The following is a 25,794-nucleotide window of genomic DNA, read 5'->3' as shown; positions in this document are numbered from 1 at the left end:
GGGAACCGTGCACGCGGACCCGCCATAACAGCAAGCATGCTTGCTGTTATGGCAATCTGTGTCCATGGACGACGACCTCGATCACGCACTCGACGCGGTGGGCCCCAGGCTTCGTGCACTGCGCAAGCAGCGCGAGACCACGCTGGCCGAGCTGTCGGCGACGACCGGCATCTCGGTGAGCACCCTCTCCCGGCTGGAGTCCGGGTCCCGCCGCCCCACCCTCGAACTGCTGCTCCCCCTGGCGCGGGCTCACGGCGTCTCCCTCGACGAGCTGGTCGACGCCCCACCCACCGGCGATCCGCGCATCAACCTGCGCCCGGTCACCGCCCACGGCATGACCATGCTGCCGCTCACCCGCAAGGCAGGCGGCATCCAGGCATACAAGCTGGTGCTCCCCGGAGCCGAAAAGCCGAAACAGCCCGACCCGCAGACCCACGAGGGCTACGAGTGGCTGTACATCCTCAACGGCCGGCTCCGCCTCGTTCTGGGCGAACACGATCTGGTGCTCGCCTCCGGGGAGGCAGCCGAGTTCGACACCCGTGTGCCGCACTGGTTCGACGCGGCCGGCCCCCAACCAGTCGAGTTCCTCAGCCTCTTCGGCAGACAGGGCGAACGCGTCCACCTCCGCGCCCGCTCCAGGCCGGCCTCGACGTGACGCATCCCCGGATCGGCAGGGGGCGGAGCCTAGGGTGGAGGGCGACCGCCCACCAGGGAGGAACATGTCCGGCTTCCTGCCCCAGCCTCTGCCCCAACCCCTGTCACTGCCCGAGGAGTTCGTCCTGCTGTCCCACCTCCCTTCGGGGAAGGTGCACGGTTCCACCCGGGCGGCCTTCGGCTGCGCCGCGGCCGAACTCGGCGAACTCACCCTGCGGTACAAGATCCTCCCCCGCCCCTGGAAGACCACCGTGCGCGGCGTTCCGGCCCACGTGACGCACCGTGCCGGGATCGAACTGCTCGACACCACCGCCACCGGACTGGCGTGGGCCGACGAGGTGCTGGCCGAGCTCAGCCGCTTTCCCGTCACCGACGAGCAGCGCATCGGCGTCCGGCAGTGGCTCAAGCAGCGCCGACACGCGTTTCCGCTGCACAGGGCGGCGCTCATGGAGCGCGGTGTACTCGGCGAGCGGTCCGGTTTCCTCGGGGGAAAACGCCGCGCTCCCGACCAGACGACCCGCCACGCGCTGATCACACAGCTCCGGGCGATCGGCTCGGGGCAGTGCCCCGTGGACGCGCACGGGCTGTTCCTGTGCGATCTGATCCGCGCCGTCGGGCTGCACCGAACGCTGCGAGTCCCCATGGGCATGCGCACGACGCCGTACCGCAGCCGCGGCCCCGGCTCGGCGGAGTCCGTTCCCGAGGAGCTGCGCCACGCCAGTTCGGCGCTCGCCGGCATGGTCCCGAGCCACGACGTTCACACGGGCTCGCGCTGGGCGTGAGCCGGGGACCGTCACCGTCCCGCGCGGCCGTCACCGCCCGGCCGGTTCAGCGTGATGGCCGACTGTGACGACTGTCACCGGTCGAGCGGCCCGGTACGAAGCGCCGAGGCGGACAGGCCGCCTCAACTCCTGCCGCCGCAGGGGGCATTACGCGGATCCGTACGCGGTTCGGCGCGTGGCCGCTACCGCTCCGGGGCCCCGTCCCGCGCCCGGAAGTGAGCCCCGCCCGTCCCCGGTACCGCCCTGCGGCGGCCCCGGACAGGAGAGTTGTCAGATTCGCCGAGTACTCTGCGCCGAACAAAACAGCGCCGTCCACACCACGGCGAACCGAGCGAGGAGTGGTCCGATGGCCTTTCGCAAGGCGACGATGAAGAAGCAGGTGGCCGAGGCCATCGCCCAACAGGCGCCGGGAGACCAGCCGCTGGTCTCGGTCGGCACCGTCGCCGGCCCGACCCCGTGGCTCAGCGTCGGGTTCCTGGGCCTGATCGGCCAGTTCCTGATCAAGTACTACTTCATCACGGTCACCGAGCAGGCGTTGCTCTTCCACCGGATGTCCCGCTTCTCGCAGCGGCCGAAGGAGATCGTGCACGCGATCCCCCGCGAGCAGGCCCACACCCTCTTCGGCGAGATCCAGCTCAACCCGCTGTGGAGCTTCTACTACATGGCGCTGCCGGGTGAGGCCAAGCAGGTCCGGATCAACGTGCACCGCATGTGGCGCAGCGAGCTGGAGCAGTTGCTCGCCATCGTCAACGGCGCGGCGGGGCCCCAGGGGTACGCCCAGCCGCAGCAGGGATACGCGCCGCCGCAGCAGCAGGGGTACGCGCCGCAGCAGCAGGCGGTCCCGCAGGCCCCGCCGCAGGGGCAGCAGTACGCTCAGCCGCAGCAGGCACCCGGCGGCTACCAGCAGTCCCAGGCGCCCCAGCAGCAGCCCGGCCCCTACTACGGCGCCCCGCAGAACCCGGCCGCCCCGGCCGCCCCGGCCGCCCCGCCGCAGCAGCCCCCGCAGCCCGGCCCCTACTACGGCAACCCCGGCCAGCAGCAGGGCGGCGCTCCCGTCGACCCCCGCAGCAACCCTTATGGGTGAAGGGCCGACGGCGTCCCCCGGCGCCGCGACGACCGAGGTGGACCGCGGTCGGCCGGCCCCGTGCGCATGACCTACGCGCCGCCGCCCGACGCGGAAAGGCCGGTTCGGGGCCGACCGTCCGCTCACCCTGACCCCGCAACCGGCCGCACAGCGGCCCCAGGAAGCCGACCACGAGACTGACATCCGTCGCACGTCCGCGCACCGGCGCCCGTCGGACCTTCGCGCACCGGCGGCCACCGGACACCCGGAAACCCGCGTCCGCCGGCGGGCCCGCGTCCGGCAGACGTGAGTCCTTTGTGGGAAGTCCGGAGCCGGACTTCCCACGACGAGCGGGGTAGGCCGCACGGCGGACCCCGCTGGGCCGAAAGGCCGAACCCTCCGAGGCGGGGAACAGCGTGGCCGCGCAGGGGCGTTGAGCTGGTGACCGGCGCCAACGGGGGCGCGGTGACGGAAGGTGGGGCTGATGACGGCCACAGCACAGACAGCGGAGGAACACGGGGCCGCCCCTCGGCTCGCCGCGATGCCGGAGGACTGGTCGCGGGCGCTCGCGGTCGTCGCGCACCCGGACGATCTGGAGTACGGGGTGGCGTCCGCCGTCGCCGAGTGGACGGCGAGCGGCAAGGAGGTCACATACGTGCTGGCCACACGGGGCGAGGCGGGTATCGACACCCTGGAGCCGGCCGAGGCGGCTCGCGTCCGCGAGGCGGAGCAGCGCGCCAGTGCGGCCGTCGTCGGTGTCACGGAGGTGGAGTTCCTCGGCCACCGGGACGGTGTGCTGGAGGAGGGCCCGGCGCTGCGCCGCGACATCGCCGCGGCGATCCGCAGGCACCGGCCCGAACTGGTCGTCACGCTCAACCACTACGACACCTGGGGCGACGCTCCCGGCAGCCCCTGGAACACGCCGGATCACCGCGCGCTGGGCCGCGCCGTCCTCGACGCCGTGGGTGACGCGGGCAACCGGTGGATCTTCACCGACCAGCTGGAACTGGACGGTGTCCTGCCGTGGCCCGGCGTGCGGTGGGTGGCCGTCGCCGCCGCGCCGACCGTGACCCACGCTGCCGCGGTGGGGGAGGAGGCCGCCCGCAAGGGTCTCGCCTCCCTGCTGGAACACCGCGCCTACATCGAGGCCCTCACCGACGAGGACCCCGAGGCGTACGCGCGCTCGATCGTCCACGGCGGTCTGGACCAGTACGCCCAGCGCAACGGGGGCCGGCGCGCGGTCGCCTTCGAGCTCCACCCCCGCTGACCCCTCCCGCCGCTGACGAACGCGACCTCCGCTGACGGCTCGCCCCAGCGGAGCGCCGTCCCGCACAGCCGGCGCTCCGCTGTGCAGAACCCGTCAGCGGGCGTCGCGGAACTCAGCTTCCCGGCTGTCGGCGCCGCACGGCCGCGAGGGCGAGCGCCGCGACGGGCACGAGCAGCGCGGCGGCCATGACATTGAGCCAGCCGTAGCCCGCCTGCGCCACGACCAGTCCTGAGAGGGCACCACCGGCGCCCGCCGCCGCGTTCATGATCGTGTCCGAGAAGCCCTGAACGGCGGCTCGGGCGTGCTGGGGCACCGCGTCGGTCAGCAGCGCCGAGCCCGACACCAACCCCGCCGACCAGCCCAGACCCAGCAGGAAGAGCCCCGCGGCGGATTGCGCGTGGTTGGCGCCCGCCGTTCCGGCCAGCGCCGTCGCGCAGGCCAGCAGCGCGACACCCACCAGGATGACGCTGAGGCGGCCGACGCGGTCCGCGAGCCAGCCCATCACGGGGGAGAAGGCGTACATGCCGGCGATGTGCCCGCTGATGACGAGCCCGATCAGATCGACTCCGGCGCCGTGCCCACCGAGGTCGACGGGGGTCATCACCATCACGGACACCATCACGGTGTGCGAGCCCGCGATGGCCGCCAGAGCCACGCGGGCCCGGGACGAGCCCCGCACGGCGGTCAGGCCGGCTCGCAGCGACCGTTCGTCCCCGCTGCCGCCGTCCCCGCCGCCGTGCCGCTCCTCCCGGCCGCGTCTCAGCCCCTCCCGGCCGCGTCTCAGCCCCTCCCGGCCGGGTGCCAGCCCCTCCGGGGAGGGGGCCGGCTCCTCCCGGGCCTGTGCCGGCCTCTCCTCCTCACGTGCGAGCGCGCGTGCCGTCAGCAGCGGATCGGGGCGCAGCATCAGGTGCAGCACCCCTCCGGCCACCAGGAAGGCTGCGGTACCCCACAAGAACGGTCCGGCCGCCTGCGGCAGTCCCAGCGCGGCGACGCCGGCTCCGGCGGGCCCCGCGATGTTCGGTCCCAGGACGGCGCCGACGGTGGTGGCCCACACCACCGTCGAGATGGCACGCGCACGGTGCTGCGGCTGAGCGAGATCGGCTGCCGCGAAGCGTGCCTGGAGGTTCGCGACGTTGCTCGCCCCGAAGGCCGCCATGCCCACCAGCAGCAGGGGGAAGGTGCGCAGGGTGGCTGCCACCACCACCGTCACCCCGCCCGCGGCGGCCACCGCGTACGCCGTCGCGAGCCCGGCGCGCCGGCCCCGCCGGGCCATCAGCGCGGCGAACGGCAGTGACAGCAGTGCCGTTCCGATGACCGATGAGGTGGACGCCAGCCCCGCGACGGCTTCCGAGCCGCCGATCTGCTCGGCCAGCACCGCTGCCAGGGCGACGGCAGTGGCGTTGCCGAGCCCCCCGAGGATCTGGCTGACGACGAGCGCCGTGCGCACCCGCCGCCGCACCGCTTCCAGCCCGGTGCCGTCGAGCAGGCCGCCTTTCGTGTGACCGGCCCCCGGCGCGCCGACGGCTGTCACCTCCGCTTCTTCCGCCTCGTCAGCACCGTCGGCCGTTTCGCGTATGTCTGTCACACGGCGCAGTCTCGCAGTGCTCCGGCTTGCCCACCACGGACTTGCGGCCGAATCTCGAACGTGCGTACGTCGGATGGGTGTGTGGCGATGGTGGTGCGCCCCAGCTGTGCGGGGAGGCGCTGTCGGCGATGGCTCAGAACAGCGGCTGAGGAAGGATGCCTTCCAGCGCGAGGAGGCTGCGCTTGGTCTCCAGGCCGCCGCCGAAACCGCCTATCGCCCCGGAGCTTTCCAGCACCCGGTGGCAGGGCACCACGACAGGCAGCGGGTTGGCGCCCATGGCCAGGCCGACGGCGCGGGCAGCGCCCCCGTCGCCGACCCGCAGGGCGAGGTCCTGGTAGCCCACGGTGGTCCCGTACGGCACGCCGGCCGCGAGCTCGCGCAGCACCCGCTCGTGGAAGCCGCCGGTCAACGACCAGTCCAGCGGGACGGTGAAGGGGCCGGTAGCGCCGTCGAAGTAGCGGTCGAGCTCGGTGACGGCCGTGGCGAGGTGGGCGTCGGCGGCGGGGGAGCGCCCTGCGGTGCCCAGCCGCCCCGACAGACGGGTCAGCGCCTTCTCCAGTGTGCGGCCTTCCGCATGGAAGACGACGTTGACCAGGCCCTTGTCGGTGGCTGCGAGCAGCAGCGGCCCGATGGGGGTCTCCCGCACCGCCCGGGCCGAGGCGGTGGCCGGAGCCCCGGATGCCGTGGCCGCCGACGCGTTCCGCCCCGCCTGCCCGTCCGGCGCCCCGCCGGGCGGCTCCACCGTGGTGTCAGTCATACGGACACCCTAGAACCGCCCACTGACACTCCCCGGCCCCCGCCGACAGCCTCCGCCCGGCACCCGGAGGCCGCAGAGGCCCGGGAGCCGCCGAGCCGCCGGTCCCAGGGCTGGAGTCACGAGCCCCGTACGCCCCACGGGCCCCGTACGCCACGGGCTCGTATCCCGTACGCCGTGGGCCCGGGACGCCGGGCGACCGCCACCGGGAGCCCGGCCCGGCTCCACCGGATGTCCGGGCGGGCCCGGCGCGGGACAGCCGGGTCGGCCCGTCCGACGCCGGCCCGGCGGGCGTCTCACCGACGGTGGCTCAGCTCGTGGGGGTGGCGGCCTTCGCCACGGCGTCGCTGACCACGTCGGGCTTGTTGGAGATGATGCCGTCCACCCCGGCGTCGGCGACCTTGCGGGCGGTCTCGGCGTCGTTCACGGTCCAGGTGAACACCTCCAGCCGCTTGTGGTGGGGGCCCTTGAGCGCGTGGACGGCGTCCACGTACTTCTTGGTGGCGTCCGCCGAGGTGGGGTTGATCTGGTCGGCGAACTTCGCGTAGTCCTTCAGTTCGTTCGTCTTGGGCGTGCCCAGGAAGCCCGTCTTCACGTCCGGGTTCTGCTGGTGCACCTTGGTGATCGCGTTCTTGTCGAAGCTCTGGACGATGAGCTTGCTCTTGGTGTGCTGTCGGTCGAGCCACCCCTCGGTCCGCAGCTCGCCGAGGGTCTGCCGCTCGATGTCGGGGTAGAGCTCGGGCGACTTCAGCTCCAGCAGGAGGTCCTGTCCGTTGCGGGTGATGCGGTCCAGGTACTCCGCCAGGGTCGGGATGCGCTCGCCTTTGAACTCGCTGCCGAACCAGCTGCCCGCGTCGAGCGTCTTGATCTCCTTGAGGGTGAAGTCGGTGACGTTCCAGGGGCTGCGGTCCGGGAAGCGGTCCTCGACGTCGGTGGTGCGGGAGAGCGTGGTGTCGTGGATGACGACCAGCTTTCCGTCCTTGGTGCGCTGCACGTCGTTCTCGACCCAGCCGATGCCCATCTCGTGTGCCTTGTCGACGGCGGCCAGAGTGTTCTCCGGCGCGTAACCGGATGCTCCTCTGTGCGCCACCGTCAGCGGTGAGTGGTGGGGTTTCCTGCTCTCCGCCGGCGAGGGAGCATCGGACTGCGGCGAGGCGGCGGAGTCTACGACAGGCTCCGGCGTCTGTCTTGCCGACCGCTCGGTGGCCGTGGCGGCCGGAGCGGCGGTGAGGAAGAGCGCGCTCATACCCAGCAGCGCGCCTGTGGCGGCAGCGGTCAGCGGGCGTATCGACATGCGGGACTCCTCGCTTGTGCCTGCACGGACTGCGGAAACAGTTCCCGATGCGCAATACAAACAAGCGGGGACAAAGTGGCGTAGAGCTGAACGAGCCGTGCACAAGGCCGTGACCTGCGATGAAAGAAATTGGCAGCTATCTGCCAGTGGGGGGTAGTTTGCGAGCCCGGGGCGGGTGTCAGTGCCGAGTCGTACGGTGGTGAGCATGCGGCCCAACACCGAGATCGAACGCAAGGTGGCGCCCTTCGAGGTCGTCAGCCCCTATCAGCCCAGCGGCGACCAGCCGACCGCCATCGCGGAGCTCGCACAGCGTGTGACCGGCGGTGAGAAGGACGTGGTCCTGCTGGGTGCGACGGGTACGGGCAAGTCGGCGACCACCGCGTGGATGATCGAGAAGCTCCAGCGTCCGACCCTGGTGATGGCGCCGAACAAGACCCTGGCGGCGCAGCTCGCCAACGAGTTCCGCGAGCTGCTGCCGAACAACGCGGTCGAGTACTTCGTCTCGTACTACGACTACTACCAGCCGGAGGCCTACGTCCCGCAGACGGACACCTACATCGAGAAGGACTCCTCGATCAACGAGGAGGTCGAACGGCTGCGCCATAGTGCCACGAACTCGCTGCTCACCCGCCGTGACGTCGTCGTGGTCGCCTCCGTCTCCTGCATCTACGGCCTGGGCACCCCGCAGGAGTACGTGGACCGCATGGTGAAGCTGAAGGTCGGGGACGAGTTCGACCGGGACGAGCTGCTGCGCCGCTTCGTGGACGTCCAGTACACGCGCAACGACATGTCGTTCACCCGCGGCACCTTCCGGGTCCGCGGGGACACGATCGAGATCTTCCCGGTCTACGAGGAGCTGGCCGTCCGCATCGAGATGTTCGGTGACGAGGTCGAGGCCCTCTCCACGCTCCACCCGGTCACCGGCGAGGTGATCTCGGACGATCAGGAGCTGTACGTCTTCCCCGCCTCGCACTACGTGGCGGGCCCGGAGCGCATGGAGCGCGCCATCACGGCCATCGAGGCGGAGCTGGCCGAGACGCTGACGTCGATGGAGAAGCAGGGCAAGCTGCTGGAGGCGCAGCGGCTGCGGATGCGCACGACGTACGACATCGAGATGATGCGCCAGATCGGCACCTGCTCGGGGATCGAGAACTACTCGCGGCACATCGACGGCCGCGACCCGGGCTCGGCCCCGCACACCCTGCTGGACTACTTCCCCGACGACTTCCTCCTGGTTATCGACGAGTCGCACCAGACGGTCCCGCAGATCGGCGCCATGTACGAGGGCGACGCGGCGCGTAAGCGCACCCTGATCGACCACGGTTTCCGGCTGCCCTCAGCGCTGGACAACCGCCCGCTGAAGTGGGAGGAGTTTTTGGGGCGTATCGGCCAGACGGTGTACCTGTCGGCGACCCCCGGCCCCTACGAGCTGGCCCGCTCCGACGGATACGTGGAACAGGTCATCCGTCCGACCGGCCTGATCGATCCCGAGGTCGTCGTGAAGCCGACCGAGGGGCAGATCGACGATCTGGTGCACGAGATCCGCACGCGCGAGGAGCGCGACGAGCGGGTGCTGGTCACCACTCTCACCAAGAAGATGGCCGAGGACCTGACGGACTACTTCCTGGAGCTGGGCATCCAGGTCCGCTACCTGCACAGCGACGTGGACACGTTGCGCCGTATCGAGCTGCTGCGGGAGCTGCGTTCCGGCGAGTACGACGTCCTGGTGGGCATCAACCTGCTCCGTGAGGGCCTCGACCTGCCCGAGGTCTCCCTGGTGGCCATTCTCGACGCCGACAAGGAAGGCTTCCTGCGCTCGGGCACGTCCCTCATCCAGACGATCGGCCGTGCGGCGCGCAACGTCTCGGGGCAGGTCCACATGTACGCGGACCAGGTCACCCCCGGTATGCGGCGGGCCATCGACGAGACCAACCGGCGCCGTGAGAAGCAGATGGCCTACAACGAGGAGCACGGCATCGACCCCGAGCCGCTCCGCAAGAAGATCGGTGACATCGTCGCGGACATCGCCCGCGAGGAGATCGACACCGAGGCGCTCCTGGACACCGGCTACCGCCAGCGGGACGAGACGGGCAAGGGCGGCAAGGCCGCGAAGGGCAAGGCGCCCACCCCGGCGAAGAGCAAGCGGGCCAAGGAGGCGGAGCTGACCGACCGTCCGGCGGCCGAGCTCGCTCAGACCATCGAGGAGCTGACCGAGCGGATGCGGTCCGCCGCGGCCGAGTTGCAGTTCGAGGTGGCGGCGCGGCTGCGCGACGAGGTCGGCGAGCTGAAGAAGGAGCTCCGTCAGATGAAGGAAGTGGGGCTCAAATAGCGCGCGTGTCCCGCTGCTCCTCCGACGACCCGCGGGACACCCGCCGAGTGTTGCAAGACCGACACAAGAAGCGGGCGGCCACCCGGCCTGTCAGTGCTCTTGCGTAGGGTTCTGTGCCTGGTGGCCGCCGCTCGTGCGGCGGCCCCTGTTCACAGGTCAGAGAGGGGACGCACGTGACGGTCAACTTGTCCAAGGGCCAGGCGATCAGCCTGCAGAAGAGCGACGGGGGCACGCTCACCGCGGTGCGCATGGGGCTGGGCTGGCAGGCCGCGCAGCGCCGGGGGTTGTTCGGCAAGCGCACCAAGGAGATCGACCTCGACGCCTCGGCGGTGCTGTTCGCCGACAAGCAGCCCGTCGACGTGGTCTTCTTCCGTCACCTGGTCAGCGACGACGGCTCGGTCAAGCACACCGGTGACAACCTGGTGGGCGGCGCGGGCCAGGGCGGCGACGACGAGGCGATCATGGTCGACCTCCAGCGCGTTCCGGTCCACATCGACCAGATCGTCTTCACGGTCAACTCCTTCACCGGACAGACCTTCGCCGAGGTGGAGAACGCGTTCTGCCGCCTCATCGACGAGACCACGGGCCAGGAGATGGCCCGCTACACCCTCACCGGCGGCGGCCAGTACACCGCACAGATCATGGCGAAGGTGCACCGGCAGGGCAACGGCTGGCAGATGACCGCCCTCGGCGACCCGGCCAACGGCCGCACCTTCCAGGACCTGATGCCGGCGATCCTGCCGAAGCTGTGAGCGCGGGTCCGGTCCTGTCGCGGGTGTGACGAGCCACTGGGGGAGAGGCACGGGGATGACGGCGGAGCTGGTCCGGGGGCAGAACCATCCCCTGCCCGGGAGCCGGGTGGAGATCCGGGTGACGGCGGACACGCCCGTCATCGCGGGGGCGACGTTCAACGACGAGGACGGCCGGATGCGCGACGCCGGGTGGATCGCCCATCCGGCCGAACCGCACCTGCCGGGCGTGGAGGTCTCCCGGCAGGCCGCGGCCGTCCACCGGCTCGCCGTCGACCTGGCGGCCGTGCCCGGGGACGTCCGCCGGGTCAACATCCTGCTGGCCCTGCCGGCCCGCACGGGCGGGCCGGCCCGGTTCGCCGGGCTGGCCGCCCCCTGCTTCGCGGTCACGGGGCTGGACGGGCAGGAGATCGCCGGATACGAGGTGACGGGGCTGTCCGCCGAATCCGCCGTGGTCGCTCTGGAGCTGTACCTGCGCGCGGGGGCGTGGAAGGTGCGGGCGGTCGGGCAGGGCTATGCGGACGGTCTCGCCGCGATGCTCGCCGACCAGGGCTTGTCCGACGCGCGTGGCCTCGCGGACACCATCGACGAGGCCGTGGCCGCCGGAACGGCCCGCTCCGTGGCGCCTCCGCCGCAGCAGCCTGCCCGTCGCCCCGGAGCCGTGGGTGGAGAGAGCGCAGACGCCGGACGGGCGGCGAGCACGGGCGGGCCCCTCGGTGAGCAGCCCGCCGCCACCGCGGACCAGCCGGCGGCCCCTGCCCGGGACGGAGCCCCCGTGGCGGGCGGTAGCGGTCCGGTCGACTACCGGCATCCGCGGCGGGCGGCCGCCACGCCACCCGCCGGGCGGCAGCCCTCCCCGCAGCCGGCGGTGCCGGCCGCACGGCCACAGCCCGCCGCGGCCCCGCAGGGCGGGCCCGGCCAGGACACGGGGCCCGTCGCGGGCGACGCACCCGGATGGTCGATGGAGGAGCGCCTCCACAACCAGGTGTGGGGCATGTTCGAGGACCTGGCCCGCACGGTCGCGGCCTACCGCTCCGCCGTCGACTTCGCCGACACCCGGATGGAGCGCGAGCTCGAAGCGGTGCTCGGCGATCCCCGCGCCCGCGTCAGCCCCGCCGCCGACGCGGCCCGCGCCGAGGCGCGCGCCAGGCACGGCGCACTCGTCGAGCAGGCCCGCACCGTGCTGGAGCGGGACATCGCCCAGCTGGAGGCGGAGGCCGAGGTGGTCGAGCCCGCGCTGCCGCCCGCGCTGGCCCGCTGGGACAACCCGGTCTGGCAGGCATACGAGCCGCCGGCCGAGCGGCCGATGTCCCTGCGCGTGGGCGATCTGAGCCTGGCCGAGAGCGGCGGACTGCGCATCCCGCTGCTGGTGCGGCTGCCGCTGGAGCGCGGACTGTGGATCGACAGCGGGCGGCCGCGCGGGAGCGAGGCGGGCCCGGCTGACCAGGACGAGCTGCGGCGCCTGGCGGGGCGGACGGCCACGGTGCTGGCGGCCCACCTCGTCGCCGTCCACCCGGCCGGCCAGCTGACGCTCCACGTCATCGACCCGGCCGGTTCGGCGGCCACCGCGCTGCTCCCGCTGGTCGAGTCGGGTGCGCTGCGCGATCCGCCGGCCGCGGGCGCCTCCGGGCTGGCGCGCACGCTGGAGCGGCTGACCCAGCGGGTGGATCTGGTGCAGATGGCCGTGCGCAGCGGAGCCACCGACGCGCTTCCGCCGGACCTGGACGTGGCGGACCAGCTGCTGGTCGTCCACGACTTCCCGCACGGCTTCGACGACCGCACCGTCAACCAGCTGCGCTACCTCGCCGACGAGGGCCCCTCGGTCGGCGTGGGTCTGATGATGGTCGCCGACCGGGACGAGGCGCGCGGGTACGGCCCCGTGCTCGACCCGCTGTGGCGGTCGCTGCTGCGGCTGACACCGGTGCCGGACGACCACCTCGCCGACCCGTGGGTGGGCCACGCGTGGACGTACGAGCCGCCGGTGGTGCCGGACGGCAGCCAGGTCCTTCCGCAGGTGCTGCGCCGCGTCGTGGCGGCCCGCCGGTCGGCGGGGGGCTGAGCACTCCGCTCGTCTTCTTCCGGGCCTGACCGCTGCGCCGGCGGTCAGGGCGGGCCCTCGCGACCCAGGACTTTACCTTTTCATGGGGTTGCTTTACTCTTTCTTGCAACGGAGGGGAGTATTCCCAGCCACGCGGCGACCCCGTCAGTACGGGCCGGTCAGGGACGGTCCCGGGGCGCTGGCCCGGTCGCTGTGGGCGCGGTCCCGGGTGGAAGAGACCTCCGGCCCATGCTCGAATGCAAGCCGGAGGAATTTCATGGACGTATCCATGACCACTTGGGCGCTGACCATCGTGGGCCTGTGCGCCCTCATCGCCGTCGACTTCTTCATAGGCGGCCGCAAGCCGCACGAGGTCTCCCTCAAGGAGGCCGGGATCTGGACCACGGTCTGGATCGTCCTCGCCGCGCTCTTCGGACTCGGCATCTTCCTGTTCGGCGGAGGCCAGGCCTCGGGTGAGTTCTTCGCCGGATTCATCACGGAGAAGTCCCTCAGCGTCGACAACCTCTTCGTCTTCGTCCTGATCATGGCGAAGTTCGCGGTGCCGTCGATCTACCAGCAGCGGGTCCTGATGGTCGGCGTCCTGATCGCGCTGGTGCTCCGCGGCATCTTCATCGCGGCCGGTGCGGCCATCATCTCGACGTTCTCCTGGGTCTTCTTCATCTTCGGCGCCTTCCTCATCTGGACGGCCTGGAAGCTCATCCAGGAAGCCCGCTCCGACGAGGAGGACGAGGAGTTCGAGGAGAACAGGCTGCTCAAGACCGTCGAGCGCCGCTTCCCCTCCACGGACAAGTACCACGGCACCAAGCTGACGATCGTCGAGAACGGCAAGCGGCTGATGACGCCGATGCTGATCGTGATGCTCGCGATCGGCACGACGGACGTGCTCTTCGCGCTGGACTCCATCCCGGCGATCTTCGGCCTCACTCAGGACCCGTACATCGTCTTCACCGCCAACGCGTTCGCCCTGATGGGGCTGCGCCAGCTGTACTTCCTCATCGGGGGCCTGCTGAAGAAGCTGGTCCACCTCTCCTACGGGCTCTCGGTGATCCTCGGCTTCATCGGCGTCAAGCTGGTGCTGCACGCCCTCCACGAGACCGGGGTGCACGTCCCGGAGATCAGCATCCCGGTCTCCCTGGGTGTCATCTGCGCCGTGCTGATCGTCACCACCATCACCTCACTGATGGCCTCCAAGAAGCAGGCACCGGCCGAGGACGCCGCCGCTGGGGACGAGACTCGCACCACCAGGAAGGGGCAGGACGCCGACGCCGAGCACCGGGCCGACGTCGACTCCTGACAACCGACCTCCCGGCTTCGCCCCGTCACTCCTTCCGGTAGGGGGCGGGGCCGGGAGTCTCCCAGGTTCGCTGAGCGGCGGACGGCGGCCCGGTGACCGTTCAGCGGGCGACCGTCACCTTCCGCGCGGCACGCTCCCCGTTCACGAGCACCGAAAGAGTGACCGTGCCGGGTCTCTTGCCGGTCAGGGCGCCGCTGCGGGGGTCGTAGGTCACCACGCAGCGCCCCCGGGGCACCTGCCCCTGTACGCACAGTCCCGGTGACCCCGGCCAGTCCGCGCTCACCGGCCAGCCGACAGGCACCCGGCGAGTGACCGGTCCGCTGCTCTGTTCGACGGTGGCCGACGCCGCCGCCTCGCCGCCCACTGTGAGCCGTGCCGGTGCCTCGAGCGTCAGCCCGTCCACGTGGGCGCGGGTCTGGGCCGCGATCCAGTCGCCGTCCCGCCCGGGGCGCCCTTCGTCCACGCCCAGCAGCGACCAGCCGGTGAAACCGCCCGCGTCCGGCGGGGCGGCGGGCGCCTTGCCGGCGTTTCCGTTCACGAGGTAGGGCACACCGTCCACCCGCGAGGCGTCGAAGGCCCCGACGTGTCCCGCCACCAGGACCGCACCCTTTCCCGAGCGGGCGCGGAAGTCGGCGAGCCAGTCCTCCAGCAGACCGGCCTCCATCCGGTCGGTGAGCTGACTGGCCTTCTGCGGTGTCGGGTCGCGCGGCGGCACGTGCTGGAGGACGGCGACCGAGGTGACGCCGCGATCCCGCGCCGCGTCGTCCAGCTGCTGCCGCAGCGCACGGAACTGCGCGTATCCGCCGCCCCGCACCGTCAGCGAGGAGGTGTCCAGGGTGATGAACCTCGTCCCCTTGTGGTCGAAGGCACGGTGTGCCGGGCCGAACTCCTCGACGAAGTTGTCGATCGAGCCCCCCATCACCTCGTGGTTCCCCGGCACGTAGTACCAGTCGACGGCGTCGCCCAGCTCCTCCTCCAGCAGCCTGCGGGCGAACCGCAGATCCTCGGGCGACCCCTCGTCCACCAGGTCGCCGTTGACGACGACGAAGTCGGGCCGGGCCGCACGGATCTCCCGAAGCGTGCGCCGGGCCTGCCGCACCGCCTCACTGTCCGGGTCCCGCGCCACGAACTGTGCGTCGGACATCACCGCGAACCGCCAGTCCCGCCCGGCCACGTCCGAGGCGGTGGAGATCAACGGATCGTGCGGACGCCCTGCGGACGGCAGATCCACATCCGGCGGGGTGCGGGCCACCAACTCGTCCAGCACCACCTCGCCCTTGTACTGGGCCGTCGGCCGCGTCTCGGCCAGATAGAGACGGTGCAGCTTCAGCGGGTACGCCACCCCTTCGGGTACCTCGAAGGTGACCTGACGCCAGCCCCGCCAGTCCACCAGAGGGCCGCGCAGCACCTGGTCGGTGCCCGTGGCGTCCTTGAGATGGAGGGAAGGCCAGGCGCCGGAGCCGTCGCCTTCGACCCACAGGGTGAAGCTGCGCGGCTGGCCGGGTACCGCGCGGTCGGCGGGCGGGTTGGCGTAGGCGGCACGCGTGGCCGTCGACCCGGTGAAGTCGTAGCTCAGCTTCAGCCCGCCTCCCTCCTTGCCCGACGGCTCGGGGGCCACGGAGCCTTCCGCGCGGGCCGCGCTGAACGTCCACGCGGAGGCGTCCTCGAAGTCGGCGACTTTCTGCTCGCGGAGTCCCACGGTGACGGCCAGGCGGGTCGTGTGTCCGTCGACCGTGACCGTCACGGTCCCCGCCGCCGATTCCTGCCCGGCCCGCGCCTTGACGGTGAACGCACCGGTCGCGGCGTCCTCGTCCGGGGCGATTGAGAAGAGCGAACGGTCGTACGACAGCCGTGCGTCGGCGGGCTCGACGGGGGCGCTGTTGCCGTCGGCGTCGTAGCCGACCAGCCCGAAGGAGGCCGCCGCCTCGCTGTCGGCCAGCCCGACCCGGTCCGTGGTGGGCCGGACGCGGTCCAACTCCCCGAGCACACGCAGCTTCGTGGACCCTTTCGCCGCGCCCCGCCGCGCGGTGACCGTCGTGCTGCCGTCCCGGTGTGCGTGGAAGACTCCTCGCGTGTCGACCCGTCCCACGCCGGGCCGCGACGCGTGCCAGGCGGGCCGAAGCGAGCCGGTGGCGGGGCCGTACGTCTCGTCGTAGCCTGCTGCGCTCAGCCGCCGGGTCAGACCGCGGAAGACCCGGTCGGGGTGGCCACCCGGCACGGTGTCGGCCGTCGGCGCCTCCTGAGGATCGATGGCGGTCTCCACCCAGAAGCCGGCCAGCCGCCCCGAGCCGGCGGGGGCGGTCAACGCCAGTCCGTTGGGCACCTCGCGCTCCTCCCCGTCCGACGGCGCGTTCTCCAGTTGGAGCCCGCGCCCGCCCGGCTCCCGGGCCAGCAGCGTGGAGGAGCCGCCGCCGTCGAGGTTGAGGGCGTTGTAGGCGCCCAGTTCCTTCATCATCCGGGCCAGCTCGGTCAGCGTCACGCCGCCTGAGCCCTGTTGGCGGCCGTCCACCGTCAGGACGTGCATGGTGCTCCCGTCCTTGGAGAACCCGACCGCCGTGCGCGGCGCCGCCGTGTTGTTCGGTCTGCCCTCCCAGTCCTGCGGTTTCCCGTCCACGACCAGCAGCCCTCGCCCGCCCACCGCGGTCCGTGGCAGGGGCGACCCGTCCGCCGTGCGCACGTGGTACTCCACCGCGACCGGATCGCCCGTGCCCAGCGCCGCCAGCCGTTCGGCGCCGTCGCCCCTGCCGAGGAGGACGGTCACCCCCTGCGGGATGTCACCCTTTCCGGCCTTCTGCGCGACGGAGGTGACCTCGCCGTCCTCGACGGTCACCTCCGTCACCTCCGACTCCTGATCGACCGCCAGCGCCCGGTCGGCCTCCCCCCAGCGGGAGTCGTACAGGCCGATACCGTCCTCCGACACGTTCGCCGCGTCCCGGCCGTCGAGGGGGGCGGTACCACCCGGAAGGGTGACAGTGCCCTCGAAGTACAGGTCCAGGATGCGGCCTGCGGCCCCGGGACCGACGCCGACCGCCTCCGACGTGCCAGGGGCGGGGGAGTGGGCCGGCTCGCCGTCGCGGATGCCGGGACCGAGGGGGGCGCCCGTCTCGTTGATGTCGAAGAAGTCCCCGTTGATCGCGGCCACCGTCCGGCGCCCCTTGCCGGGATCGTGCGCCTTCGCGAGGTCGCCGACGGTCCGGCGGTCGGAGACCCTGCCCGTGGACAGGTAGTCCGCACCGGCGCTCCGGCCGCCGCCGCCCAGATCCAGGGAGAGCGCATCGGCCCGCAGCCACTTGTCCGGCTCCAACCGGGAGAAGGAGGTGAGCTCGGCACCGGGTGCGAGGGGGCGGGTCGTACGGGAGAGCTCCATGCCCCCGTCCGAGCCGCCTGTGCCGTCGGCGCTCCCCGTGCTGTTGGCGCCGCCGGTGCCGGTGGTGGCGGCCGGGAGCGCGGCGCTCCGGAGCGTCGGACCTCCGGGTGTGCTCGGTGTCTCCGCCAGTGCCGCCCCGGCGGGCAGCAGGCCCGTCAGCAGGGCGGAGACGGCCACTGCCGCGGGCAGCGCCGCCCCCAGACGGCCTCGGCGTCTTCGGGCACTCACGCTCCCTGTCTTCGAGCCCCGGATGCCCCGGGCGCGGCGTGTGCGTGTCGTGGACCTGCTTGCGCGTGCGTGGACTCGTCTCACAACGTCCCCCACAGACAACGGTTTTCTCGGCACTTTCTGCGCACAGTGCGGCACAGGGTCCCAAGACGGACCGGTCTACACCAGAGGGCGGGAGCGAAGTCGGGGGAAACATCGCCCCGTTGGAGGCACACACGACGTGACGGGCGGGGAAACAGCCGAGTTGTGCTCGAACCGCCCCGCGCCGGTGAGCAAACATGACTCGAAAGAGCTATTTCCGAACAGGATTCCGCAGGTCCGGCCCGATTGCCGTTGACAACTGCGTGAAACCAGCGGAAACCTTGCAGGAACACGCACCGCGCCGCATGCCGTTTGGTCTCTCAGACACCGCCGAAGGACCGCACCATGGCAACACCGAGCATCGCCCCACCGCCCCCCTCACCCAGCTACCGCACAGGCCGTCTGATCGTGGCGACCGGCGCCGTCGTCGGCGTCGTCTACGGCTACGACACCGGCTCCATCTCCGGCGCCCTGGTCTTCCTGAGCAAGGACTTCGGACTGAACGCGAGCGCGTCAGGGTTCGTCAACAGCATCCTGGTGCTCGGCAACATCCTGGGCGCCCTGATCGCAGGCCGCCTGTCCGACGCGCTCGGCCGCAAGCCCACGATGGTCATCGTCGCCGCCGCGTACGCCGTCTTCTCGGCGCTCTCCGCGCTCTCGCCCACCGTCGTCGTCCTCGACCTGGTGCGCTTCCTGCTCGGCGTCACCATCGGGGTCTCCATCGTGGCCGCACCGCTGTTCATCGCCGAATCGACGCCGGCCCGGCTACGGGGCGCGGCCGTCGCCGGCTACCAGGTCGCCTGCGTCGCCGGCATCACCCTGACCTACTTCGTCAACTGGGGCCTCTCCGACGGCGGACACTGGCGGATCATGCTCGGACTGGCCGCGATCCCCTCTGCGCTCGTCATCATCCCGCTGCTCCGGCTCCCCGACAGTCCACGCTGGTACCTCCTCAAGGGCCGGGTGGACGAGGCGGCCCGCGTTATGGCCACGACCGACCCTGACGTGGACCCGGTCGCCGAGAGCGCCGCAATCCAGCGCGAGCTGGAGGCCGAGCGCGGCGGCCGCGGGGGCTCCCTCGCCCGCATGGTCCGCCGGCCCTTCCTCCGGGCGACCGTCTTCGTGGTCGGCATGGGCTTCTTCTGCCAGATCACCGGCATCAACGCCGTGACCTACTACAGCCCCCAGATCTTCGAGACGCTCGGCTTCCACGGCGACGGACAGAACTTCCTGCTGCCGGCGATCGTCGAACTGATCTCCCTGGTCGCCACCGTGCTAGCCCTCTTCGTCGTCGACCGGATCGGCCGCCGTGTCGTCCTGCTCTCCGGGATCGGCACCATGCTGGCCACGCTCGTCGTGCTGGCCGTGGTCTTCGGCACCCACTCCCTCAGCGGCGCCGGCATCTGGATCGGCTTCGGCGCCATCGCGCTGTTCACCGCCGCCTTCAACTTCGGCTTCGGCGCCCTCATCTGGGTGTACGCGTCCGAGGCGTTCCCCGCGCGACTGCGCTCGCTGGGCGCCTCCGTGATGCTCACGGCCGACCTCGCGGCGAACTTCCTGGTCGCCCAGTTCTTCCCGTCGGTGCTGGAGGAGCTCGGCGCTACGTGGGCCTTCGGCGGGTTCGCCGTCCTGGTGCTGATCGCGCTCGCCTTCATGGCCCGGATGGCACCGGAGACCAAGGGCAGGCAGCTGGAGGAGATCCGCGGCTACTGGCAAAACGGCGGCCGCTGGCCTGACGACGCACCGCCCGGTTCACTCGAAGGAGGAGGGCTCAGCCCCGGCGGCAGCGCCGCCGCACTGGGCACGGGTATCGCCACCTCCGGCGAGCAGCCGCGCCCCTGAGCGTCAGCTCTCCGGGCCCGCCACCAGCTTGCCGTCCCGCACCTTCACCGGCACCGAGGGCAGCGCCTCGGTGGCCGGGCCGTGAGCGACCTTGCCCGTGTCGACGTGGAACCGGCTCCCGTGCAGCGGGCAGACGGCGACATCGCCGTCGACCTCGCCCAGCAGGCTGCCCTGGTGGGTGCACACGGCGCTGAACCCCTTGAAGTCGCCCTTCCCGGGCTGGGAGACCAGCATCTTCTGCTCGGGATACAACTTGGCACCCCCCACGGGCACCGCCTCGGCCTCGCCCAGGTCGACGGGCTTTTCGGGACCCTCCGCGTCGTCGGAGCCGGCGCCGCCGCACGCGGCGGCCGTCAATCCCAGCGCTGCCAGCGCGGCGCCGCACAGCACGGTGCGGCGCGTGGCCGGTGATTCCTCACTCGTCGTCACGCGCCGCACTCTACGTCCTCATCTGTCCGTTCCGGACACCGGCCCGAAGCGGGCACGCGGTCGCTCGGCCCGCGCCGGTGCCTGCTCGGTGCTTGCTCGGTGCTTGCTCAGTGCCCACCCGCTGCTCGCTCGGTGCGGACTCCGCGGCGACATTCGTACAAGACAGGCGAGCGGCGGCCTCCCCATCATGAACCGCATGAGCGGATACGGTGAGCAGGCGCACGGTATGCATGTGGTCCACGACGGGGCGCCGGAAGCGCCGCCCCTGTTGCTCGTCCACGGCTCGGGGGCCTCGGGCGGCACATGGAGCCCGATGCTCCGCGCGCTGGCCGACCGCCGTCATGTCATCCGTGTCGACCTCCCCGGCTGCGGCCAGTCCCCACCCGCGCCGTCCTACGACGTGCCCGTGCAAGCGGCCCGGCTGGCGGGCATGCTCGACGACCTCGGCCTGCGTCACGTCGCCGCGGCCGGGCACTCCAGCGGCGGCTACGTCATCACCGCGCTCGCCGAGCACCGTCCCGACCTGGTGGGTTCGCTCACGCTGATCAGCACAGGCCCGAGCCCCGATGCGCTCCTTCCGCAGCCGGCCGTCCTCCGGGCGCTGCTGGGCCCGCCGTTCGGGCCGCTGCTGTGGCCGATGCGCTCCAACGCGTGGATCCGCAGGGGGATCAGGGCGACGACCGCGCGCCCGGTGGACGTCCCTGACGACCTGGTCGCAGGGGTAGGGGCCATCACCTACCGGGCCTTCCGGAAGATAGCGAGCCGGAACACCGCGTACCTCGCCGAACGGAGCGTGCCCGAGCGTCTCGCCGCACTCGAAGTGCCCAAGCTGGTGATCTTCGGCACCGCGGACCCGCGCTGGGAGCCGTCATCGGCACACCAGTACGACACGGTGCCCGGCACCCGGGTCGAGCTGCTGCCCGGTGTCGGACACGTGCCCCTGCTCGAAGCGCCTGAGGCGACCAGCGAACTCCTGCTCGGCTTCACGGCGGCGGACGCTGACACGCAGCCCGTGCTGCCCTAGGTTCGTTCCATGCCGTGGACCGGGATGTCAGCCGGGGCACCGACCGGGACGCTCGACTGGACGCTGTGGGACGTCGCCGTTCCGGCCCCGCCGTGCCGGCTGCGGGGAATCAGCATGGCCGGTTTCCGCCCCCGTGTTCCCGCACCCGCGGACATCACCATGATCGCGCACCACTCCGTCACTCTGCTCTTCGACCTGAGCGACGGAGCGGACCTCGCCCACGACGCCCGCGGCCGGTACGGACGCGGCAGCGTCGCCGTCGGACTCCTCCCCGGCGACTTCCGGGCGAGTGGCCGGGCGGGCGAGGTACTCCAGATCCGGCTCGAGCCGGTCGCGGCGGCTGCTCTGCTCGGGGCTCCGGCCGACCTGAGCGGGGAGGCGGTGCCCTTGGAGGACGTATGGGGCCGCGACGCCGCGCAGGCCGAGGACCGCCTGCGCGCCGCCGGAACGTGGGGCGAACGGTTCACCGCGGCGCGGGACATCCTCACCCGACGGCTGACAGAGCTGACACGGCCGGATACCCGCCCGCCGGTCGACCAGGAGGTCGCCCACGCCTGGCGGCGGACGCTCGGCAGCCGGGGGAGGGTGCGCGTCGGCAGCCTGGCGGACGAGGTCGGCTGGAGCCGCAAACGCCTGTCGGCCCGCTTCAGCTCCCAGCTCGGCATCGCGCCCAAGCGCGCCGCCCGACTGGTGCGCTTCGACCACGCCGCCCACCTGCTCGCGGCGGGCCGCACCGCGGCCGGTGTCGCCACCGAGAGCGGCTACGTCGACCAGCCCCACCTCCACCGGGACGTCAAGGAGTTCACCGGACTCACGCCCGCGGCCGTGGCCACCGCGCCATGGCTCGCGATCGACGACCTCGCATGGCCCGCTTCCCCACCGCCCGCCCCGATGCACCAGCGGCCCTGAACCCGGACGAACCGCATACCGCGGCGCACCCGCCTGACCGCTACGCGGCGCGCCCTGTGCGGGCACGACACGCGGGGAAGTCGACCTGCCCCCCGCATGTGGTCCGGCGCCCGCCGCGCCCCGCCCTGACGTCGGCCACGGCACCGCTGGACCGGTTCGCCGTACTGGCCTGGGGCGGGCTCTGGCCCGGGCAGGCGCGACCCCACCCGGATCCGGGCCCGAGCCCGGAGTTGGTACCTGGGTCCGGTCCTGGTCCCGGCCCGGGCCTGACGCTGGTGCGCCTGACGTCGGCCGGTCCGGGCGTTGGTCCGGCTCGGGCACTGGCCTGGGATCCGGCTCAGGCCCGGGACTGGCGCTGTTCGGTCCCGGCCTGGCACCGGGACCGGCGCTGGTCGGCACCTGACCCGCCCGGGCGCCGGACTGAGCCCGGGTTCGGCACTGGGCCGGACCCGGCACCGCCCGGGCCTGGCGCCGGCCCGGACAAGGCGCTGGTCGGCCCGGGAATCGATCCGGCTCGGGCACGGCCGGGGCCCGGCCCCGATCCGGCCCCGGCCCAGACGTGACTCTGGCGCCACGATCGGATAGACGCCGGACGCCGGACGCCGGACGCCGGACGCCGGACGCCGCTCGACCCGGGCAGACGGGCTCGGTCGCGGGCCCGCTCGGCTCGGAGGTCTGGCCCGGTCGCGGGGCCAGCCCGGCACCCGACGGGCCCGGCCGCTCGGGGCCTGGCCGACCCGGCCGGCTACCGGGGTCTGCTCGGTCGCGGACCAGCTCGGCACCCGGGGGTCCGGCCCGCTCAGGGCCGGGCCGGACCGGCTCAGTCGCGGACGAGCTCGGCACCCCGGCCCCGGGCTGGCCCGGGGGCCCGGCCCAGGTGGGCGGCGGCCCGCCCCGTTCGGGGCCGGGCCGCGCCCGGCCCCGTCAGCGCTTGCGCGCCGCCGCCTTCGTGCCCGCCGACTTCTTGGCGGCTGCGGCCGTCTTCTTGGCGGGCCCCTTCGGCGCTGCCGCCTCCCTCGCCGCTGCCGTCTTCTTCGTCGCGGAGGACTTCTTCCCGGCGGGAGCCTTCCCACCGGAAGCACCGGAAGCACCGGAAGTGGCGCGACTCTTCTTGCGCGTCGCCGGCAGAGCCGGCGACGCGTCGCTGACGCGCTCTCCGAGCATGTCCCGCAGGAACTTGCCGGTGTGGCTGGCGGGCTCGGCCGCGACCTGTTCGGGGGTTCCTTCGGCGACGAGCATGCCACCGCCGTTGCCGCCCTCGGGGCCCAGGTCCACGACCCAGTCGGCCGTCTTGATCACGTCGAGGTTGTGCTCGATGACCATGACGGAGTTGCCCTTGTCGACCAGGCCTTCCAGCACGCTGATCAGTTTCCTGATGTCCTCGAAGTGGAGGCCGGTCGTCGGCTCGTCCAGGACGTAGACGGTCCGGCCCGTGGAGCGCCGCTGGAGCTCGCTCGCGAGCTTCACCCGCTGCGCCTCACCACCCGAAAGAGTGGGCGCGGACTGTCCGAGCCTGACGTATCCGAGCCCGACGTCGTTGAGTGTCCTCAGGTGCCGGGCGATGCCGGGTACCGCCTCGAAGAAGTCCAGGGCCTGCTCGATCGGCATGTCCAGGACCTCGGCGATGTTCTTGCCCTTGTAGTGGACCTCCAGGGTCTCCCTGTTGTAGCGCGCGCCGTGGCAGACCTCGCAGGGCACGTACACGTCGGGCAGGAAGTTCATCTCGATCTTGATGGTGCCGTCGCCCGCGCAGTTCTCGCAGCGGCCGCCCTTGACGTTGAAGGAGAAGCGGCCCTGCTGGTAGCCGCGGACCTTCGCCTCCGTCGTCTCGGCGAACAGCTTGCGTACGTGGTCGAACACTCCGGTGTAGGTGGCCGGGTTGGAGCGCGGGGTGCGGCCGATGGGGGACTGGTCGACGTGGACGACCTTGTCGACCAGGTCGTCGCCCTCGACGCGCGTGTGGCGGCCCGGCACCGTACGGGCGCCGTGCAGTTCACGGGCCAGGTGGGTGTAGAGGATGTCGTTGACCAGCGTCGACTTTCCGGAGCCCGACACCCCGGTGACGGCGGTGAAGACGCCCAGCGGGAAGGAGACGTCGACGTCGCGCAGGTTGTTCTCCCGCGCGCCGCGCACCGTCAGCTGCCGTGCCGGGTCGATGGGGCGGCGGACCTGCGGGGTGGGGATCTCCCGGCGGCCTGAGAGGTACTCGCCGGTCAGGGACTCCTCGTTGTCCAGCAGTTCCTTCAACGGGCCGCTGTGGACGACCTTGCCGCCGTGCTCGCCCGCGCCGGGGCCGATGTCCACGACCCAGTCGGATGCCTTGATCGTGTCCTCGTCGTGCTCGACGACGATCAGCGTGTTGCCCAGATCGCGCAGGCGTACCAGGGTCTCGATCAGGCGGTGGTTGTCGCGTTGGTGCAGGCCGATGGACGGCTCGTCCAGCACGTAGAGCACGCCGACGAGTCCCGAGCCGATCTGGGTGGCCAGCCGGATGCGCTGGGCCTCGCCGCCGGAGAGGGTGCCCGCGGCGCGGTTGAGGGTCAGGTAGTCGAGGCCGACGTCGACGAGGAAGCGCAGCCGCTCGTTGACCTCCTTGAGTACCCGCTCGGCGATCTTCTTGTCGCGGCCTGAGAGCGTCATTTCGCGCAGGAAGTCGGCGCACTCGGTGATCGACATCGCGGAGACCTCCGCGATGGACTTGCCCTGGAGGGTGACCGCCAGGATCAGCGGCTTGAGCCGGGTGCCCTCGCAGGCGGGGCAGTTCACTTCGCGCATGTAGCCCTCGAAGCGTTCCCTGCTGCTGTCGGTCTCGGCCTCGGAGTGCCGCCGCTTGACGAAGGGGACGACGCCCTCGAAGGCGGTGGTGTAGGCGCGTTCGCGTCCGTACCTGTTGCGGTAGCGGACCTCGACCTGTGTCTTGTGGCCGTACAGCAGCGCCTTCTTGGCGCGCGCGGGCAGGCCCGCCCAGGGGATGTCCGTACGGAAGCCGAGCGCGTCGGCCAGTGCGCCGATCAGCCGCCCGAAGTACTCCCGGGTGTGCCCGTGTGACCAGGGGTGCAGGGCGCCCTCGTCCAGCGACTTGTCCTCGTCGGGGACGATCAGCTCGGGGTCGACCTCCATGCGGGTGCCGATGCCGGTGCACTCCTGGCAGGCGCCGAAGGGGGAGTTGAAGGAGAAGGAGCGCGGCTCCAGTTCCTCGAACGACAGGTCGTCGTAGGGGCAGTACAGGTGCTCGGAGTACATCCGTTCACGCTGCGGGTCGTCCGGCTCCAGGTCGACGAAGTCGAGGATGACCATGCCGCCGGAGAGCCCGAGCGCGGTCTCGACCGAGTCGGTCAGCCGGCGCTTGGCTGTGGCCTTGACGGTGAGGCGGTCCACGACCACCTCGATCGTGTGCTTCTCCTGCTTCTTGAGCTGGGGCGGCTCGGAGAGCTGGATCGTCTCCCCGTCGACGCGGGCGCGGCTGTACCCCTTGGTCTGGAGTTCGTTGAAGAGGTCCACGAACTCGCCCTTGCGCTCGCGCACCAGCGGGGAGAGCACCTGGAAGCGGCTGCCCTCCTCCAGGCCGAGCACCTTGTCGACGATGGCCTGCGGCGACTGGCGGGCGATGGGGCGGCCGCAGACGGGGCAGTGGGGCTTGCCGACCCGGGCGTAGAGCAGGCGGAGGTAGTCGTAGACCTCCGTGATGGTGCCCACGGTCGAGCGGGGGTTGCGCGAGGTCGACTTCTGGTCGATGGAGACCGCGGGGGAGAGGCCCTCGATGAAGTCGACGTCGGGTTTGTCCATCTGCCCGAGGAACTGCCGGGCGTAGGCGGACAGCGACTCCACGTAACGCCGCTGGCCCTCGGCGAAGATGGTGTCGAAGGCGAGCGAGGACTTCCCCGAGCCCGACAGTCCCGTGAAGACGATGAGCGAGTCACGGGGGAGGTCTATCGAGACGTTCTTGAGGTTGTGCTCGCGAGCGCCACGGACGAGAAGACGGTCGGCCACGCCTGTTGGCACCTTTCATGTGGGAAGGGGGGCCCGCAGCGGAGCGGGGGTCCCCGACCAAGAGTAGGACGGCGCCGCCCGGAGTGTCGTGCGC

The 25,794-nt window shown here is 71.8% G+C and carries 17 protein-coding genes; 11 read left to right on the top strand and 6 right to left on the bottom strand.

The features are described from left to right. Positions 1-64: 64 nt before the first annotated feature. From DQ392_RS20190 to DQ392_RS20175, 4 genes are all read left to right on the top strand, one after another. The gene (locus DQ392_RS20190) at positions 65-655 is read left to right on the top strand and encodes a helix-turn-helix domain-containing protein (RefSeq protein ID WP_114017050.1); all 591 of its coding nucleotides are present in this window, start codon (positions 65-67) and stop codon (positions 653-655) included. A 64-nt stretch (positions 656-719) separates the two neighbouring features. Then, positions 720-1,436 (top strand): GOLPH3/VPS74 family protein, encoded by a 717-nt coding sequence (locus tag DQ392_RS20185; protein ID WP_114017049.1) that lies wholly within the window; start codon positions 720-722, stop codon positions 1,434-1,436. Between the two features lie 346 nt (positions 1,437-1,782). Next, on the top strand, positions 1,783-2,520 hold the full coding sequence (locus DQ392_RS20180; RefSeq protein ID WP_114017048.1) for a hypothetical protein: 738 nt from the start codon (positions 1,783-1,785) through the stop codon (positions 2,518-2,520). 463 nt (positions 2,521-2,983) lie between these two features. Next, on the top strand, positions 2,984-3,766 hold the full coding sequence (locus DQ392_RS20175) for a PIG-L deacetylase family protein (RefSeq protein ID WP_114017047.1): 783 nt from the start codon (positions 2,984-2,986) through the stop codon (positions 3,764-3,766). Positions 3,767-3,878: 112 nt separating this feature from the next. On the opposite strand, the gene DQ392_RS20170 is transcribed toward DQ392_RS20175, so the two are convergent. The 3 genes from DQ392_RS20170 to DQ392_RS20160 all read right to left on the bottom strand — a co-directional run bounded on the left by DQ392_RS20170 (position 3,879) and on the right by DQ392_RS20160 (position 7,399). After that, entirely contained in the window at positions 3,879-5,252 is a 1,374-nt protein-coding gene (locus tag DQ392_RS20170; protein WP_245981736.1) for an MFS transporter, read from the bottom strand. Between the two features lie 232 nt (positions 5,253-5,484). Continuing rightward, positions 5,485-6,108, bottom strand: a complete 624-nt coding sequence (locus tag DQ392_RS20165) for a methylated-DNA--[protein]-cysteine S-methyltransferase (RefSeq protein ID WP_114017046.1) — start codon at positions 6,106-6,108, stop codon at positions 5,485-5,487. Positions 6,109-6,415: 307 nt separating this feature from the next. Beyond that, positions 6,416-7,399, bottom strand: coding sequence for a glycerophosphodiester phosphodiesterase (locus DQ392_RS20160; RefSeq protein ID WP_114017045.1), 984 nt, complete (start codon positions 7,397-7,399; stop codon positions 6,416-6,418). 205 nt (positions 7,400-7,604) lie between these two features. On the opposite strand from DQ392_RS20160, the gene uvrB reads away from it, so the two are divergent. The 4 genes from uvrB to DQ392_RS20140 all read left to right on the top strand — a co-directional run bounded on the left by uvrB (position 7,605) and on the right by DQ392_RS20140 (position 13,830). Then, positions 7,605-9,728 carry an excinuclease ABC subunit UvrB gene (gene uvrB / locus DQ392_RS20155; RefSeq protein ID WP_114017044.1) on the top strand — a complete coding sequence of 708 codons (2,124 nt, stop codon included), beginning with the start codon at positions 7,605-7,607 and terminating at the stop codon, positions 9,726-9,728. Positions 9,729-9,901: 173 nt separating this feature from the next. Beyond that, on the top strand, positions 9,902-10,480 hold the full coding sequence (locus tag DQ392_RS20150; RefSeq protein ID WP_114017043.1) for a TerD family protein: 579 nt from the start codon (positions 9,902-9,904) through the stop codon (positions 10,478-10,480). A 55-nt stretch (positions 10,481-10,535) separates the two neighbouring features. Next, positions 10,536-12,536: a TerD family protein gene (locus tag DQ392_RS20145; RefSeq protein ID WP_114017042.1), complete on the top strand. Its 2,001-nt coding sequence runs from the start codon at positions 10,536-10,538 to the stop codon at positions 12,534-12,536. A 256-nt stretch (positions 12,537-12,792) separates the two neighbouring features. After that, a complete protein-coding gene (locus DQ392_RS20140; protein ID WP_114017041.1) occupies positions 12,793-13,830 on the top strand; it encodes a TerC family protein in 1,038 nt (345 codons plus the stop codon). 100 nt (positions 13,831-13,930) lie between these two features. Here the strand turns inward: DQ392_RS20140 and DQ392_RS20135 are convergent, their stop codons facing one another. Next, complete coding sequence (locus tag DQ392_RS20135) at positions 13,931-17,197, bottom strand: phosphodiester glycosidase family protein (protein ID WP_114017309.1); 3,267 nt, start codon at positions 17,195-17,197, stop codon at positions 13,931-13,933. A gap of 654 nt (positions 17,198-17,851) precedes the next feature. On the opposite strand from DQ392_RS20135, the gene DQ392_RS20130 reads away from it, so the two are divergent. After that, positions 17,852-19,348, top strand: coding sequence for a sugar porter family MFS transporter (locus tag DQ392_RS20130; RefSeq protein ID WP_114017040.1), 1,497 nt, complete (start codon positions 17,852-17,854; stop codon positions 19,346-19,348). A gap of 3 nt (positions 19,349-19,351) precedes the next feature. Here the strand turns inward: DQ392_RS20130 and DQ392_RS20125 are convergent, their stop codons facing one another. Then, positions 19,352-19,786: a Rieske (2Fe-2S) protein gene (locus tag DQ392_RS20125; RefSeq protein WP_181856499.1), complete on the bottom strand. Its 435-nt coding sequence runs from the start codon at positions 19,784-19,786 to the stop codon at positions 19,352-19,354. A 187-nt stretch (positions 19,787-19,973) separates the two neighbouring features. On the opposite strand from DQ392_RS20125, the gene DQ392_RS20120 reads away from it, so the two are divergent. Next, entirely contained in the window at positions 19,974-20,801 is an 828-nt protein-coding gene (locus tag DQ392_RS20120; RefSeq protein WP_245981690.1) for an alpha/beta fold hydrolase, read from the top strand. A gap of 9 nt (positions 20,802-20,810) precedes the next feature. Further along, positions 20,811-21,710, top strand: a complete 900-nt coding sequence (locus tag DQ392_RS20115; RefSeq protein ID WP_245981688.1) for a helix-turn-helix domain-containing protein — start codon at positions 20,811-20,813, stop codon at positions 21,708-21,710. A 924-nt stretch (positions 21,711-22,634) separates the two neighbouring features. Here the strand turns inward: DQ392_RS20115 and uvrA are convergent. Then, a complete protein-coding gene (uvrA, locus tag DQ392_RS20110) occupies positions 22,635-25,700 on the bottom strand; it encodes an excinuclease ABC subunit UvrA (protein WP_114017039.1) in 3,066 nt (1,021 codons plus the stop codon). Positions 25,701-25,794: the final 94 nt, after the last annotated feature.

Source organism: Streptomyces reniochalinae, from assembly GCF_003323735.1.
GTDB classification, from domain to species: domain Bacteria; phylum Actinomycetota; class Actinomycetes; order Streptomycetales; family Streptomycetaceae; genus Streptomyces; species Streptomyces reniochalinae.
Note: the sequence above shows the minus strand (reverse complement) of the source record. Positions and strands in the feature narration are given on the sequence as shown.

Bases quoted from the DNA above. Each gene is read 5' to 3' on its own strand.
- DQ392_RS20190 (WP_114017050.1), top strand. From the start codon at position 65: ATGGACGACGACCTCGATCACGCACTCGACGCGGTGGGCCCCAGGCTT.
- DQ392_RS20185 (WP_114017049.1), top strand. From the start codon at position 720: ATGTCCGGCTTCCTGCCCCAGCCTCTGCCCCAACCCCTGTCACTGCCC.
- DQ392_RS20180 (WP_114017048.1), top strand. From the start codon at position 1,783: ATGGCCTTTCGCAAGGCGACGATGAAGAAGCAGGTGGCCGAGGCCATC.
- DQ392_RS20175 (WP_114017047.1), top strand. From the start codon at position 2,984: ATGACGGCCACAGCACAGACAGCGGAGGAACACGGGGCCGCCCCTCGG.
- DQ392_RS20165 (WP_114017046.1), bottom strand. From the start codon at position 6,108: ATGACTGACACCACGGTGGAGCCGCCCGGCGGGGCGCCGGACGGGCAG.
- DQ392_RS20160 (WP_114017045.1), bottom strand. From the start codon at position 7,399: ATGTCGATACGCCCGCTGACCGCTGCCGCCACAGGCGCGCTGCTGGGT.
- uvrB (WP_114017044.1), top strand. From the start codon at position 7,605: ATGCGGCCCAACACCGAGATCGAACGCAAGGTGGCGCCCTTCGAGGTC.
- DQ392_RS20145 (WP_114017042.1), top strand. From the start codon at position 10,536: ATGACGGCGGAGCTGGTCCGGGGGCAGAACCATCCCCTGCCCGGGAGC.
- DQ392_RS20140 (WP_114017041.1), top strand. From the start codon at position 12,793: ATGGACGTATCCATGACCACTTGGGCGCTGACCATCGTGGGCCTGTGC.
- DQ392_RS20135 (WP_114017309.1), bottom strand. From the start codon at position 17,197: ATGGAGCTCTCCCGTACGACCCGCCCCCTCGCACCCGGTGCCGAGCTC.
- DQ392_RS20130 (WP_114017040.1), top strand. From the start codon at position 17,852: ATGGCAACACCGAGCATCGCCCCACCGCCCCCCTCACCCAGCTACCGC.
- DQ392_RS20120 (WP_245981690.1), top strand. From the start codon at position 19,974: ATGAGCGGATACGGTGAGCAGGCGCACGGTATGCATGTGGTCCACGAC.
- DQ392_RS20115 (WP_245981688.1), top strand. From the start codon at position 20,811: ATGCCGTGGACCGGGATGTCAGCCGGGGCACCGACCGGGACGCTCGAC.